Annotated in this window: 9 protein-coding genes; 3 read left to right on the forward strand and 6 right to left on the reverse strand. The window is 35.0% G+C overall.

Annotated features, from left to right (window positions below; all coding sequences use genetic code 11):
* Positions 1–53: 53 nt before the first annotated feature.
* Positions 54–512 carry an SsrA-binding protein SmpB gene (smpB, locus tag HM984_RS15080; RefSeq protein WP_115811931.1) on the reverse strand — a complete coding sequence of 153 codons (459 nt, stop codon included), beginning with the start codon at positions 510–512 and terminating at the stop codon, positions 54–56.
* 138 nt (positions 513–650) lie between these two features.
* On the opposite strand from smpB, the gene HM984_RS15085 reads away from it, so the two are divergent.
* Complete coding sequence (locus HM984_RS15085) at positions 651–1436, forward strand: DUF6503 family protein (protein WP_179349758.1); 786 nt, start codon at positions 651–653, stop codon at positions 1434–1436.
* On the opposite strand, the gene HM984_RS15090 is transcribed toward HM984_RS15085, so the two are convergent.
* The 4 genes from HM984_RS15090 to clpB all read right to left on the reverse strand — a co-directional run bounded on the left by HM984_RS15090 (position 1422) and on the right by clpB (position 6389).
* Positions 1422–1934, reverse strand: a complete 513-nt coding sequence (locus HM984_RS15090) for a SixA phosphatase family protein (protein WP_179349759.1) — start codon at positions 1932–1934, stop codon at positions 1422–1424. The two genes, HM984_RS15085 and HM984_RS15090, sit on opposite strands and share 15 nt — an antisense overlap.
* A gap of 80 nt (positions 1935–2014) precedes the next feature.
* The gene (deoD, locus tag HM984_RS15095; protein ID WP_179349760.1) at positions 2015–2713 is read right to left on the reverse strand and encodes a purine-nucleoside phosphorylase; all 699 of its coding nucleotides are present in this window, start codon (positions 2711–2713) and stop codon (positions 2015–2017) included.
* Between the two features lie 27 nt (positions 2714–2740).
* Positions 2741–3403, reverse strand: coding sequence for a deoxyribose-phosphate aldolase (gene deoC / locus HM984_RS15100; RefSeq protein WP_115811924.1), 663 nt, complete (start codon positions 3401–3403; stop codon positions 2741–2743).
* Positions 3404–3782: 379 nt separating this feature from the next.
* A complete protein-coding gene (gene clpB / locus HM984_RS15105) occupies positions 3783–6389 on the reverse strand; it encodes an ATP-dependent chaperone ClpB (protein WP_115811922.1) in 2607 nt (868 codons plus the stop codon).
* A 577-nt stretch (positions 6390–6966) separates the two neighbouring features.
* On the opposite strand from clpB, the gene ytxJ reads away from it, so the two are divergent.
* On the forward strand, positions 6967–7353 hold the full coding sequence (ytxJ, locus tag HM984_RS15110; protein ID WP_115811920.1) for a bacillithiol system redox-active protein YtxJ: 387 nt from the start codon (positions 6967–6969) through the stop codon (positions 7351–7353).
* A 15-nt stretch (positions 7354–7368) separates the two neighbouring features.
* On the forward strand, positions 7369–7875 hold the full coding sequence (locus HM984_RS15115; protein ID WP_179349761.1) for a hypothetical protein: 507 nt from the start codon (positions 7369–7371) through the stop codon (positions 7873–7875).
* 106 nt (positions 7876–7981) lie between these two features.
* Here the strand turns inward: HM984_RS15115 and HM984_RS15120 are convergent.
* Positions 7982–15595: DUF8693 domain-containing protein (locus HM984_RS15120; RefSeq protein ID WP_179349762.1), on the reverse strand; the 7614-nt coding region annotated here is incomplete at its 5' end.

The raw sequence follows: 15595 nt of genomic DNA on the forward strand, positions 1-15595 counted from the left end.
CATCTCAAACTTAGACTAAAAATAGTGGAGTAAAAGTTATAACAATCTTAAATTTATCGGAAATCTTTCTTTATACGATCTAAGTTTCGCTTATTGTCACGATCTTTAATAGTCTCGCGTTTGTCGTAGAGTTTTTTACCTTTTCCTAATCCAATGATAAGCTTAGCTAAACCTCTGTCGTTAAGAAACAATTTTAAAGGAATGATAGCATTACCTTTGACATCCATCTCTTTCTTAAGTTTTTTAAGCTCTTTTTTATTAAGTAAAAGTTTACGCTCGGCTTTTGGTCTGTGGTTATAATAGGTGCCGTATTTGTATTCTTCAACCGTCATATTAATAACAAACAATTCCCCTCTGTCATTAAATTCACAAAAACTTTCAGCAATAGATGCTTTACTAGATCTTATGGATTTAATCTCAGTTCCGGTAAGTACAATTCCAGCCGTATATTTATCAGATATATCGTACTGAAATTTTGCTTTCTTATTTAATATGTTAATCTTTTTTTGCATCGAAGGCAAAGATAGTTTTTAAAGTTATAAGTTAAAAAGTTTTGAAGTAACAAAGTTTCTAATATTACGTTAATGCGTTGTTTTAATTGTAATCTTATCTCTAGTTTTGCGACTTTAATAGAAATAAAAGAATTCTTAATGAAAAAATATATTGTTGTCTTACTTGTCGTTTTATTATCTAGTTGTAAAAATGAAAATTCAAACTCCATTAAATCGGGTAGTGAATCTAATCCAAAAACCTTAACAGCAGACGATATTATTACAAAATCTATTGCAGTTTCTGGTGGGGAACGTTTTAAACAATCGAGTTTAAAATTTGAATTTAGAGACACTTATTATCAGGCGTTGCGGAAGAACCATGAGTTCCTTTTAGTTCGTGTTTTGGTGAAAGACAACGATTCAACTTTTGATATGTTGAGCAATGTAGGATTTGAACGTTACCATAACGATGCTTTTGTAAAACTTGAAGATTCTATCGCAAATGTGTATTCTGCCTCAGTAAATTCAGTACATTATTTTTCTGTATTACCTTATGGTTTAAATGATACTGCTGTTAATAAAACGCTTTTAGAAAGTGAGAAAATTAAAGGCAAGGATTATCATAAAATAAAAGTGACTTTCAATGAAGAGGGTGGAGGTGAAGACCATGAAGATATTTTTGTGTATTGGGTGAATAAAGAGACTTATAAAGTTGATTACTTAGCGTATTCTTACGCTGAGGTTAGTGGTATAGGTATGCGATTTAGAGAAGCCTACAATGAGCGTTATATTACAGGCTTGCGTTTTGTGGATTACAATAATTATAAAACAGAAAACACTACAATTCCACTTGAAAATCTAGCAGAAGCGTTTGAAGCGGACGAGCTAAAATTACTATCTAAAATAGAACTCGAAAATATAAAAGTTGATTTAGTTAACAACTGATAATTCAGAGGTTTTACCACTTTTTGATAGGGTAACGATATAAAGATTAGCGTTGTTATTATCTGCTATATCCTCATATTTCTTGTTGCCTAACAAACTATTTACAAACTTTGGAGTAGTATTACTGTGACCAACAACTAATACGGTTTGACCTTTAGTTGTTTCTATAAATGCGTCGATATTCATATCTGAAGGATCATAGAATTGAATGTCTAAGTTTTTTGCTTCGGCAGTAGGTAGAGCTGTTTGTTTTGTTCTGTTGTATTCTGTAGAATAGATTGCATCAAATTTTATAGTTTTAAAATGGACTCTCCAATTCTGAGCGCGCTCCAAACCTATGTCATTAAGATTGGGGTTTCGGTTTGATTTATCCGTACGCTCTTTTTCAGCATGTCTTATTAAATAATAGGTAGATACCTCTTCTTTTTTTTCTGGTTGCTCTGCACAAGAAGAGAATACAACTAAAGAGATAAGCGCAACTAGAAATAATTTATGCATAATGATATAGATTAGTTAATTAACGCTAATTTACTACTTCTATGCTAAACAGGCTTAACGCGTGTGATAATTAAATAAGCCTAAGCTAATTCTAACGCAATCTCTATCATGCTTTTAAAAGTGGTTTCACGTTCTTTACTAGTTGTGCTTTCGCCTGTAACTAAAGAATCTGAAATGGTTAGAAGAGCTAAAGCATTCACATTATGTTTGGCAGCGACGGTATATAGTCCTGCGGCTTCCATCTCAACACATAATACTCCAAATTTGGACCATTTCTTATAGGCTTCTTTGTCATCTTCATAAAAGATATCAGACGATAAGACGTTACCTGCTTTAATAGGAATGTTCTTAGCACGTGCTGCTTCAGTAGCTTTTATAAATAACTCGAAACTTGCTGTTGGTGCATAATTAGCTCCACCAAAACGCAGTTCATTAACACCAGAATTAGATGAAGCTGCCATAGCTAAAACAACATCTCTTATTTTAACATCTTTTTGATAAGAACCAGCACTACCAACTCTAATAAGGTTTTTTACACCATATTCAGTTATAAGTTCATTAGCATAAATTGATATACTAGGCACTCCCATACCAGTTCCCATTGTAGAAACACGTTTACCTTTGTAGGTGCCTGTATAGCCAAACATACCTCTAACTTCATTAAAGCATTTTGGATCATCGAAAAATGTTTCGGCAATCCATTTCGCTCTTAATGGGTCTCCTGGTAATAATATAGTTTCTGCAATTTCGCCTTTTTTGGCTCCGATATGTACACTCATGCTACAAAGTTAAGCAAAGTGTTTTAATTAATATGCAGCGTTTGACATTAGATTATTCATCATTGCCACTCCAGATGAAGCTCCAATTCTGTCTACACCAATATCTACATATTTTTGCGCTGTTTCTGCATCTCTAATGCCGCCAGAGGCTTTTATCTTAAGTTTGTCTCGTACGGTTTTTCGCATGATTTTAACAGCTGTCAAAGTTGCTCCACTTTTTGAGAAGCCAGTAGACGTTTTTACGAAATCGGCTTTAGCATCTATACAGATTTCACAAGCTTTTACGATTTCGTTTTTTGAGAGTTCGCTAATTTCTAAAATTACCTTAAGCGTTGTATTGCCAATGGCAGTTTTAATTTTACTGATATCTTTGAGAACAGCAAGGTAATTTTTGCTTTTGAGACGGCCAATATTTATGACCATATCAATTTCTGTTGCTCCTTGCTCGATAGCTGTTTTAGCTTCAAATATTTTTGCTTCAGTAGACATCGCGCCTAAAGGAAAACCGACAACGGTACAGATTTTAACTTCAGATCTTCCTAAAGCTTGTTTTGCAATTTGGACATAACAGCTGTTGACACAAACTGAGTAAAAATCGTATTTTAAAGCTTCATCGCAAAGTTTCAAAATGTCTGCTTCTGTAGCAGAGGCACTTAATAAAGTGTGGTCTATGTATCTATTCAATTTCATTTTATTATAAGTAGGGTTATAACATAAATTTGCTATAGTAATTATCTACAACGTAGAGGGATTACTAGATATTAATTAAAAATCTTAAGTAGTGTTGGAATTAAATAGCTCGACAAAACTAGTCATTTATCCGTTAAAAGGGGTGTTAAAAAAAATAATTTATCATGTCGTTCGTCGAAAAATTGTTGATAACTCTTAAACTATTTAATTTTTAAGACGATAGAAATTCAATTCGGTAGGATTTTTTTTACGAGGATATTTTTTTGTGGAAAACGTATAAAAAGAAAGAGCAACACGCCTCTCAATTGCTTGAAACTTGTGTTGCTCTTAACCAACCAATCATTATATAGACTATATAAACCCTATAATGTTACACTGTTTAAATAGTCTCTGTCGTTAATTCACTTTGATTTCTAAATACTAACTGACCATCAAACTCATCGAGTAAAATAATACTATCAGTGGTTACTCTACCAGATAATATTTCTTTACTTAACTGATTTAAAACCTCTTTTTGTATGACACGTTTTACTGGTCTTGCTCCATATTCGGGATTGTAACCTTTATCAGCTAAAGAATTTACAGCTTCAGGTGTAGCATCAAACGTAATACCTTGTTTAGCGATCATTTTAGTAATACCTTTTAGTTGTAAACCTACGATATCTAAAATGTTGTCTTTAGATAAAGGTGTAAACATTATAATATCATCAATACGATTTAAGAATTCAGGTCTTACACTTTGTTTTAAGACTGCTAAAACATCCACTTTAGCAGCTTCAATGGCTGAAGGAATATCCTTAGTAGCTTCAAAACGCTCTTGTATAATCTGACTTCCCATATTAGAGGTCATAATGATTATAGTGTTTTTAAAATCTGCAATTCTACCTTTATTATCTGTTAAGCGACCTTCATCTAACACTTGTAAAAGAATATTAAATGTATCTGGATGCGCTTTTTCAATCTCATCTAACAAAATTACTGAGTACGGCTTTCTTCGTACTGCTTCAGTTAATTGACCACCTTCGTCATAACCAACATATCCTGGAGGTGCACCAACCAATCGACTAACAGCATGACGTTCTTGGTATTCACTCATATCAATACGCGTCATAGCATTTTCGTCATCAAACAAATACTCAGCTAATGCTTTTGCTAATTCTGTTTTACCAACTCCTGTAGTTCCTAAAAACAAGAAGGTTCCTACTGGTTTATGAGGATTCTGAAGTCCTGCTCTAGAACGACGAACAGCATCACTAACCGCTTCTATAGCTTCTTCTTGTCCGACAACACGTTTGTGTAACTCATCTTCAAGTTTTAGTAATTTCTCACGATCACTTTGAAGCATTTTTGTTACCGGAATTCCAGTCCATTTAGCCACAACATCTGCGATATCTTCATAAGTCACTTCCTCTTTTATTAAAGACGTGCTTTGCTGTTCAGCTAAATCCTTTTGAAATTTTTCAAGCTGTTCGGTCGCATCTTTAATTTTTCCATATCTAATTTCGGCAACCTTTCCATAGTCACCATCTCGCTCAGCACGTTCAGCTTCAAGTTTATAATTTTCAATTTCCTCTTTTATATTCTGAACGTTATCGACGACTTCTTTTTCAGACATCCACTTTGCATTCAGCTCGTTTCGTTCTTCTTTAAGATTAGCTAAATCCGATTTTAAACTTTTTAACTTGGTTTCATCTTTTTCACGCTTTATCGCTTCATGTTCAATTTCTAACTGCATAATTTTACGATCTAGAACATCTAATTCTTCGGGTTTAGAATTGATTTCCATTCGTAATTTAGAAGCAGCTTCATCCATTAAGTCAATCGCTTTATCTGGAAGGAAACGGTTGGTAATATAGCGTTGCGATAATTCTACAGCCCCAATAATAGCTTCATCTTTAATTTGAACTTTATGATGCGCTTCATACTTCTCTTTAATACCTCTAAGAATTGAAATGGCGCTCTCGGTATCTGGTTCATCCACTTTTACCATCTGGAAACGACGTTCTAAAGCTTTGTCTTTTTCAAAGTATTTTTGATACTCATCTAAAGTTGTTGCTCCGATGGCTCTCAATTCTCCACGTGCTAACGCAGGTTTTAAAATGTTAGCAGCATCCATGGCGCCTTGTCCGCCGCCAGCACCAACGAGTGTGTGAATTTCATCTATAAATAAAACGATATCTCCATTACTTTCTGTAACTTCTTTAATCACCGCTTTTAGACGCTCTTCAAATTCACCTTTAAATTTTGCACCGGCAATTAGGGCACCCATATCCAAAGCAAAAATCTGTTTGTCTTTTAGGTTTTCTGGAATATCTCCATCGATGATTCTGTGCGCTAAACCTTCCGCAATAGCGGTTTTACCTGTACCAGGCTCACCAACTAAAATTGGGTTATTTTTTGTTCTACGTGATAAAATTTGCAGGATTCTTCTAATTTCTTCATCTCTACCAATCACAGGATCTAGCTTTCCATCGCGTGCTAATTGATTAAGATTCTTGGCGTATTTATTCAATGAATTATAAGTTTCTTCTTGACTTTGAGAAGTAACCCGATCACCTTGGCGTAATTCTTCGATAGCCGCATTTAGACCTTTTTCTGTGACTCCTTGATCTTTTAAAATCTGAGCAATTTTACTTTTAGATTTAAAAATGGCCAAAATGAGATGTTCAATAGAAACGTAGTCGTCATTCATCTTTTTAGCGATGATAGACGATTCGTTTAGCATTTTACTAGCTTCTCTAGATAGCATAATATCACCACCTGAAACTTTAGGAAAGCTTTCAAGATCTTTATCTAATATTTGTTGAAGCATAGGTATGTTTACATTCAACTTTTTAAGTAAGAATGGCAATACATTTTCATCAACAGCAAAGAGCGCTTTAAAAATATGCTCATTTTCGATTTGCTGATGACCAAAACCTTGAGCAAGTTGCTGCGCTTGCTGAATGGCCTCTTGCGATTTAATGGTATAGTTGTTAAAATTCATCTTATTGTGTTTTTATATGAGTTGGGATAAAGACAATTTATTAGTTTCTTAAGTCTAAACCCAAACTAAAATTATTTTATTTATTGTTGTGTTTGTATATACTTTGGCAATTATCTTACCAATTTGAGTTTGTAAGAATAAAATGACAAAATGACTGATTTAGTGCTTTTTAGAGTGACGTTTTGACTGATGATCAGCTGTTTTATTATAATTTCACGAATCTATGTATTAATTTATTATTGAAAAAAAGTTCAGTTACGTTCATCATTTGAAGAAAACATAATGGAATAGGAAAAAATAGCACATGAAGTTGTATTCTCCGTTATTTTCGACTGATACACACAATCTATTAAAAGTAATTTTGAAAATGGAATATTAAACTTATTGATATTAATAAGGTGTGACAGCAGAAGACTAAAGTCCATTTATAAACTGCAAAGCCAGTTATGATAACCAGATGTAGGTTGAACGAAACCTGCCTTATGATTTTGACTATGGAAGATCGCAGAATAGAGGTTTTTCAATTTATATAGCAATGAGATTTGTAAGTTTCTAGTTTATACACGACATTTATAACATGGGAATTTTTAATAAACTATTTAGCGGTTCGTCTGAACCAAAAGAAGAGAAGGTGTTACCTTGGTTACCTTTAAATGCGATGGATCAATTAGATATTATTCTAGAAAAATCTAAAACCAAAACGCAATTAATTTTTAAACACTCTACACGTTGTGGAATTAGTAGAATGGTTATGAATCAATTTGTATCAGCATATGATTTAGAAATGAATGTGGATTTGTATTATTTAGATTTGCTGAGTTTTAGAGATGTTTCTAATGAGGTTGGTTATAAGTTTCAAGTGATGCACCAATCACCTCAGCTTTTAGTAATTAAGAATGAAGTAGTAGTAGCGCACGCGAGTCATGGTGGTATAAATGAGATTGTGTTAGAACAATTTGAATAGCAATTATTCCATGATATGAAGTATAAAATCTCAAAACAAGATTTAGATAAGCGAAGCCATATCATTATTGATGGTGTTAATGATGCTTTTCTAAAGTTTATTGTTAATGAAAAAAAAGAAAACAATTCAATTCTTAGTGATGAGAATATATTAACCCTAGAGCGTAACACTAAAAAGGGCATCTATTTTAATATCTATTTATTTGGAGTGTTAGGATTATTTTTCTTAATACTTGGGTGGTATCAATTTATGTACACCAAACCCTTGATAGGTATGAATTTATATACGCAATTCCCTCTAATCTCTAATGGGGCTATTGAAATAGTAGGTGGAATAGCATTATTAATTGGCTGTTTTTATAGTTACATAAAACGTAATGTTGTATTAGAACGCTTAGTGAAATCAAAGCTGATTGAAGATTTAAAAAAGCTACAACAAGAAAAAAATAATAAACCAATTCCTCAAAGTAAAAAAAGAAAACGCTTTAGGCAGTCGTACAAAGTAGGAAAGAAGAAGTCTTAGTGTATTCATAAATTTTACTGCAACATCAGAAATACATATTAAAAAAACAACCCTTAAATCAATAGGATTTTAAGGGTTGTTCAAATTAAAAACAAAAAATCACGGGTTAATATTTAATAATTATCTTCTTGTTGAATGTACCTGTATTCGTTTCAGCTTTTATAATATAAGCACCTTCAGAAATTTGTTTTACTGCAATTTTAATGTCATTAGACATTGGTAAATTGGTCGCATTCCAAGCGGCTACTGTTTGGCCTGCGACATTAATTAAGTATAGCTGTTTAACCTCAACGGAAGGTGGTGTCTTCACATAGATTTCGTCAGTATCATGTAGGTATCTAACTGTTATATCTTTAAACTCGTCTTTAATGGTTGATAGTGTTTCATCTTCCTGAAATACTAAGAAGAATCGATCACTATAAGTGCCAGTTTCTAAGTTTATTTGGAAGTTTACGTCGTTAAATCGATTATAAGTGTCTTCAACAGCGTCGAAAATATAGACATCAATAGCATCATCAAAGTTCTCTAGTTCTGTAAGTCCTATTTCAATATTACCTGTTTCTCCAACCACCATTTCTAGAGGATATACTTTGGTCTCGTCGAATTCACCTACACCTTGGATGACATAGTTTTGTCCTTCAATTAGGAATGATAAATCACTTGGGAAATCGTCTGCGTTTAGTGCGTCATAACCATAATCGACACCATCTGTCGCAACATTATCTGTTGTGAATCCTAAAAGTAAATGTCTCACGGCACCTTCTGGTGTAGTAAAGTTAAAACGTAAACGCCTTATTACACTTTCTTCATCATTAGGAATGTTAACATAATCTGCGTTATCATTACTAGATCTTAAGAATATAGATTGCGAGCCTTCTTTCTTAAAGATACGCTGCGCATTATTAAAAACCAATGTACCGCCATCACCATCAGCTTCAACAAAGAAACCTTGTCCTACCGGTATATAACGACCAGGTATTTTTGAAGCAGTTCCACCGCCATCTCCACCTATTTCTACAGGTGTAGTTGCTGGTACACCTCCCGTTTTGGTTAAGTAAGAGTATCTGCCGAGGTATTCTGATAAAATATGACTAGGATTGTTTGGTGCTTGTTCCCAGAAAATTAATGCAGATCCATCAAGTAGTGCTGCTTCATTGTCATCAATAAAGGTATGAGCATCTATAGCAGAAGGATATGGGTTGCCTAATAGTGTTTCATTGCCTCCAGTTATGGTGTGCGTAATAGTACCATTATTAGGTTGACCACTAAAGGTGTAATTTTGCTCTGAAGTTCCAATTCCGCTACCTTTCATTGTAAATCCTAATCCAACACTGATTCCGGTATTTTGATTAATATGGTTCCAATCAGCATAAGCACCTGTTAAGTTTGCGTACGTATATAACCAACGGCTACTTATAGTTGCAGGACTTGTGCCTGGTGCATCATTGTTTGTGGTCCATGATACAGGGGTTATACCATCATATAAAATAGATGCTAAAGCATAAGTTCTATTTGCGGCGCTGCCTGCGTTACTCACAGGGCTTCCCCAATAGTTATAATTGAATTCATTACTGGTTCCTTGTTGATCGCGTTCTAGTTTACCTGTTCCTGAGTAATCAACAATACTTCCTGTTGGCTGTAAAAGTTGAGATTCACCTACTAAGTCTAAAGTACCATCTATTTTTAGGTATTTATTAACTTGTAATGCTTGGTCACTTTGAATACTCAATGTATTACTATCTACTAATAAGCCAAAAAGTGTTGTTTTTCCTAATTGAGGATTTAAAGTTGATCTATTAGTTACAACATTAGTAGCGGTTCTAACAATATTCCAAGTTTGTAAACTATTAGGAACAACATTTTTTTCTTTAGAATTAGGTATCTGTTGCACAGAAGTAGCGGACCATGTTGTTTCATTATCCCATGAATCATTTAATCTTGAATTATAAGGAATAGGGGCGTCTTCCTCTTGAATAAGGGTCATAGCATTTAATTTCCCAGGATTGGGTGACGCCGTTGAAATATCATCGATTATACCTGCAGCCACATTATTTCCATCAGATCCTGTATTCATTTGGTAATACCCTATTAAACTATTCCATTGTAAATTGCCTGTAATTTCAAGAGGTATAACTTCACCCATAACATTAGAACCGTCTTGTTTTATCTCTTGGTTCATCATTTCTCTAATTTGAGCTTGAGATAATTGAGTATCCCATATGCGGACTTCATCAATTTTACCATCAAAATAGTTAATTGGCGAGTCACCCGTTCTATCCATGGCTCCAATTAAAGCTTTGTTTGCATTTGTTGTTGGTGTAGTACCTGCTCTTGTACGAACCTCAAAACCATCAATATAAAGAGTATAAGTCAAGCCATCAAAAGTTACAGCTACATGGTACCATTTGTCAGAGTTTATCGGCTGAGTTGAAACAACATTGGTATTGCCGTTATAACGGAATTGTAAACGATCACCAATTAGACTTAAATCATAACCAGATGCTGTTGATGTTCCATCTCTTTTTGAAAAAATCGTTTTAGTACCAGTAGTAGTATTGACTTTTATCCATGCCTCAATACTAAAGTCAGTGTTATTTAAATTATAGTTGTCACCAAAATTTATATAATCATCACCACCATCAAATACTAAACTTGCACCACAATCTGGAATAATGACCTTCATAGTAGCAATCGTATTAGGAGAACATACTCCTGTGTTAGTTGCTGACCATTGTAAGGTATAAGTTTCACCACTTTCACCCGTAAATGTAGAATTATGAGCTGTTATATCAGAGAAGAAATAACTATCTGCTGTTTGATTAGATGTTACACTCCATTGCCCTGTAACATTATTACCTGTTAATGTAACGGTGTTATCATCACAACCAGAAGTTGTTATGTTGCTACCTGTTGTTGCTTCAAAATAAGGTGTAATTTCAATATCTATAGTAACTTCGGCAACATCACACGGACCGTTTGATCCCGTTCCATCCGGATCGTTGGAAGTGAATGTTAAGGTCACGGTTCCAGTTTCATTAGTACCAAAGTTATATGAGGCATTTATTCCGTTACCAGAAACTCCAGAAAATGAACCTGTTCCACTTGTAGACCATGTGCCTAATGTAGCACTACCATCAAGAATGGCACTTAAAACAAGACTGTTTTCAGATTGACAAATGGTTTGTGGTAAAGTAGTAATTGAGACTATTGGTGCTTCATTCACCACAAATTCACCACTTGATGTCTTTGGTGTACCACAACTACCTGTTGTATATACCGTAAACGTGTAATTTCCGGATACAGTTGGAGTTCCTGATATGGTGTATCTAGAACCGTCAAATGTTGTTACTATACCTGTAGGATTTATATTATTTGGAAAAGGTCCTGTACTTAAATTACTACCATCTAATTGCCATTGTATATCCGCACCAGTACTACCACCACCTACACTATATAAAATATCGTCGATCTCATTTCTTTGACAAATAATTTGATCATTAATGGTTTCAGGTGGAGATACTGGTAAAATAAATGGATCTAGCGAACTAAAAGAAATGTCATCTATACCAAAATCATTTCCTCCGGTTCGACTATTTAAGTTTCTAATTTCAATGGTAATCGTTTGAACATTTGCCCAATTTGGTGAAGTCCATGTACCGTAAAAACGTTGCCAATTATCTGAGCCCGGATTGTTATTATCTGGGCGGTTAGGTAACCTATCATCGGTACCAACATTATTACCGTTAACATTAAATGTCAATTGAGCTCTGTTTCTATAATTCGATTGATTATTTAAACTCATTCCCCAAGCAGAAAAATAATATGTTGTATTAGGCTCAACGGTTATTTGTTGCGACCATACTACAAGCGAGTTTCCGTGTCCATTAACAGCCATAAAATTACCTACAGCATCACCAGTATGATCAGCTCCCCAAAAATTGGTGTGGACATTTTGCCCATTAGTAGTGATAGAATAGCCGTTATTACCACTATCGTTATATAATTCTCCTTGTCCAGCAGGAACGAGCCCAGGTTGATCAACTTTATAATTATAATCACTACTAAAGCCAGTATTACCTAACGAAAAGTCACCATTGGTCACTAACTCAGTAGCGATTTCAACAAATGCAGATGTCGAACAACCATTAGGGCCTGTAGCGATAACGTAATAGCGTCCTGCAGTATCAACATAAGCTGTATCCGATGTGTTGTCATGACCACCATGTGTATAATCAGAGTCACCTGGACTAGGGTATGTTATAAACCATTCCCAATCGACATCCCCAAAAGGAATAGGAACACCATTTACTGTCGCAGATGCTATAATTTCTACTTCATTGTTATGAGGACTATCCGGACAATAATTAGTAGTAAATATAATCTCTGGTGAAGGAGTTACATTAACCGTTACGGTTTCTGTACTAGGACATCCCAAACCGTTAGTGGCTGTTACTTCGTAAACTGTAGTTTCATCAGGGTTGACTGTGATTTGGTGCGCAGCAGTATGGTAAGGAAGACTTGAAGCATCTCCAGAGATAACAGCCCAATCGTAATTAAAACCAGCACCTGCAGTAGCAGCTTGTACTTGGAAATTATCTATGATAACATCGGCATCTCTTTGATTACTATAATCGCCCTCAAAACACCAACATGACCACGACCATGATCGACTAGCGTTGTAAGATGAGCCGTCATTAACACTTAATCGAATTTTTAGATTATTAGGATTTGTAACACCTATTAATTGTTTATTAAAATTTCTAGAAGAAGTTGAGTGATGATATAAAGGACGACTTCCTGCAGAGCTCCAACTGGTTCCGTTATCTGTACTATACTCTACTTCAATAGTTTTTGCATATGCCGCATCAGGACCTGTAATTAAACGCTTAGCGTTAAAATAAACCCAAAAATTCTGATAGTTTGATAATGCAACTCCACTTAATGTAAATTCCCAATCTCCATGGTCAGGTGATCCTCCTGGGTCATTCCACGAATTAACAGCTCCATCTTCCCAATTATCAAATTGCATTAATGCGTCACCTGCTACATTACCAGCAAAAGAACCATCTACACCTGGGGTAGTTGCTCTACCGTTCCAGTGTGTATTAAATGGGATGTTACTACTGTTTAGTGAGCTAGTAATACCAGATATTGCATTATTCTCCAAAGTATTATAGCTTGTCCCAGAATTAAAATCATAATTAACAAGCACTTCATTAGATAGTCCTGCCCCTGCAACTATAGCTGTTAAATTACTATCTACACCTGCACAAATAGTACTTGGAGATGCAATAACAGATGTAATATCTGGGATTTCTAAAACCGTAATGATCTCTGAAAATTGACTACAACCAGTAGCGCTATCTGTAAATCTAAATTGAGTACTCCCAGGACTCATACCAGTTATAACACCTCCATTTGTTATAGTAGCAATGGCATTATCTATACTTATCCATGTACCGCCTGAAACTGTTGACAACGTATGTTGTTCATTCTCACAAATTTCATTATCAACAGGATAGTTTCCGATAACAGGTAAAGGATTAATAGTAACAGAGTCTGTTGTGTTTTCACAACCCGTAGTTGAGTCTATAAAGGTAAAAGTTACTGTGCCTGTACTAACAGGTGTAATAGCACCATTAGTACTATTTATGGTTGCAACACTGAGATTACTACTAACCCAATTACCACCAGTGGATGTAATTCCCATTTGAGAATTGTCATCTATACAAATATCATAATTACTTACACTAATAGTAGGTAATGGATGAACTATAATAGATAATATATTACTTACTTTAGGATCACATGCTGAAAGGTTAGTAGTCATTTCTACATATATAGTATAGTCATTTGTTGGAACGAAGGCAGGTGTAAATGTAGGAACTGCAGTTGTTCCTTCGCTAATGCCATTGATAAACCACTCGTAATATTGTGTTGTGCCTGCGTTGCTAGGTGTTGCGGTAAAAGTTAAGTTGTCACCTAGACAAATTTCGTCGTCGGGATCATTAGAAACAATGGTTACACTTGCACTTGATGCAGGATCTAATACGGTTACTGTTGCAGTACAAGTATCAGTATTCCCAAAAGCATCATATACCGTTAAGGTTACAGTATTTGTTCCTAAATCATCGCAGTTAAAATTATATTTATTTAATGACATTGATGTTATGGCACAGTTATCAGTAGAACCATTATCGATATCAGTAGCATTTATAGTGGCATTTCCTCCAGCATCTAATGTTATACTAATATTTTGGCACACAACAACAGGTGGAGTTGTGTCTGTAATAATCACGTTTTGTGTTTGTGTAGAAGTGTTTCCGTTTCCATCATCATAAGTCCAGGTGACGACAGTTGTACCTTGTGTTGTAATAGGAAGTGTTGCGTTGTGTGAACCTGCAATTACACCAGAACAGTTGTCTGTTGCTGTCGGATCTGCTAGAGATGTAACAGAACATTGAGCTGTAATATTAGAAAGTGTTACTGTATTTGGTGTCGGTGCAATAGTATCATCAATCACAACAGTTTGGTTGACGTTAATGTCATTTCCGTTACCATCATCAAAGTTCCAAACGATAGTGTAACTACCTTGGGCATTATAAGTTGAAGGATCAGAAGTTGTTCCTATAATTGTTCCAGCACACGCATCTGTAGTTGTCGGAGCAGTAGCAGTAACAGAACATTGTCCAGTAAGTGTTGTTAATGTTGGACTAACCGGATTAACTGTATCATCAACCACAACAGTTTGGTTGACGTTAATATCATTTCCGTTACCATCATCAAAGTTCCAAACGATAGTGTAAGTACCTTGGGCATTATAAGTTAAAGGATCAGAAGTTGTTGCTGTAATGGTTCCTGCGCAAGCATCAGTGGTTGTCGGAGCAGTAGTAGTCACAGAACATTGTCCATTAAGCGTTGTTAATGTTGGAGTAACAGGATTAATAGTGTCTTCAACATTAACAGTTTGGTTAACATTGATATCATTTCCGTTACCATCATCAAAGTTCCAAACGATAGTGTAAGTGCCTTGAGCATTATAAGTTAAGGGATCAGAAGTTGTTCCTGTAATGGTTCCTGCACAAGCATCAGTAGTTGTCGGTACAGTGGCAGTCACAGAACATTGTCCATTAAGCGTTGCTAGTGTTGGAGTAATAGGGGCATTATTATCAAGAATAACAATATTTTGATATACATTAATAGAGTTTCCACTCGCATCCGTTACCGAATAGGTTCTGGTAATCGTTCCGTTATTAATAGCAGGATCTACAGTTTGACTTGCAAAAGCCACAGTCGGAGTACCACAGTTATCAGCTTCATCGGTTACCACAGTAATATCTGCTGCAGGTACATCACCTAAACATTGCACATTAATATCTGCAGGATTAGATGCTGTTGGGGCAGTATTATCAAGAATAACAATATCTTGATATACATTAATAGAATTACCACTAGCATCAGTTACAGAATAGGTTCTAGTAATGGTTCCGTTATTAATAGCAGGATCTGCAGTTTGACTTACAAAAGCCACAGTCGGAGTACCACAGTTATCAGCTTCATCGGTCACTACAGTAATATCAGCAGCAGGCACATCACCTAAACATTGCACGTTAATATCTGCAGGATTAGACGCTGTTGGGTCTGTATTATCAAGAATAACAATATCTTGATATACATTAATAGAATTACCACTAGCATCAGTTACAGAATAGGTTCTAGT

It is taken from the genome of Winogradskyella pacifica, assembly GCF_013403915.1.
Taxonomy (GTDB): Bacteria; Bacteroidota; Bacteroidia; order Flavobacteriales; family Flavobacteriaceae; genus Winogradskyella; species Winogradskyella pacifica.

Excerpts from the sequence above, each read along its gene's own strand:
- smpB (WP_115811931.1), bottom strand. The coding sequence starts at position 512 with ATGCAAAAAAAGATTAACATATTAAATAAGAAAGCAAAATTTCAGTAC.
- HM984_RS15085 (WP_179349758.1), top strand. The coding sequence starts at position 651 with ATGAAAAAATATATTGTTGTCTTACTTGTCGTTTTATTATCTAGTTGT.
- HM984_RS15090 (WP_179349759.1), bottom strand. The coding sequence starts at position 1,934 with ATGCATAAATTATTTCTAGTTGCGCTTATCTCTTTAGTTGTATTCTCT.
- deoD (WP_179349760.1), bottom strand. The coding sequence starts at position 2,713 with ATGAGTGTACATATCGGAGCCAAAAAAGGCGAAATTGCAGAAACTATA.
- deoC (WP_115811924.1), bottom strand. The coding sequence starts at position 3,403 with ATGAAATTGAATAGATACATAGACCACACTTTATTAAGTGCCTCTGCT.
- clpB (WP_115811922.1), bottom strand. The coding sequence starts at position 6,389 with ATGAATTTTAACAACTATACCATTAAATCGCAAGAGGCCATTCAGCAA.
- ytxJ (WP_115811920.1), top strand. The coding sequence starts at position 6,967 with ATGGGAATTTTTAATAAACTATTTAGCGGTTCGTCTGAACCAAAAGAA.
- HM984_RS15115 (WP_179349761.1), top strand. The coding sequence starts at position 7,369 with ATGAAGTATAAAATCTCAAAACAAGATTTAGATAAGCGAAGCCATATC.